This is a genomic window from Corynebacterium sp. HMSC074H12 (assembly GCF_001813755.1).
In the GTDB taxonomy this organism is placed as follows: domain Bacteria; phylum Actinomycetota; class Actinomycetes; order Mycobacteriales; family Mycobacteriaceae; genus Corynebacterium; species Corynebacterium hiratae.
In genome coordinates this window covers 1-205 of the sequence record NZ_KV813928.1, presented here as the reverse complement: position 1 = coordinate 205, position 205 = coordinate 1, and the positions used below count along the sequence as shown (strand labels likewise).

The 205-nt window shown below is 57.1% G+C and carries 1 pseudogene; it reads right to left on the bottom strand.

Annotated features, from left to right (window positions below):
* A pseudogene (locus HMPREF2932_RS08805) lies at window positions 1-205 on the bottom strand (transposase); the annotation flags it as partial.

Below are 205 nucleotides of genomic sequence, written 5' to 3'. Positions count from 1 at the left end.
CAGATCTGGCCGTGGGTGTAGTCTTCACCGGGGTGTTCCCGCCGCCAGGTTTCGATCACCTCTGGCACGGTGGGGGTTTTCACCGACAAGATGTAGTGCAAGCCTGCATCAATGAGTGCTTGTTTGTTCGCCGCGGAGAACATGCCTGCATCAGCAACGACGGTGACTTCGTCGAGTTGGTAGGCCTCTTGGAACCGTGTGATCA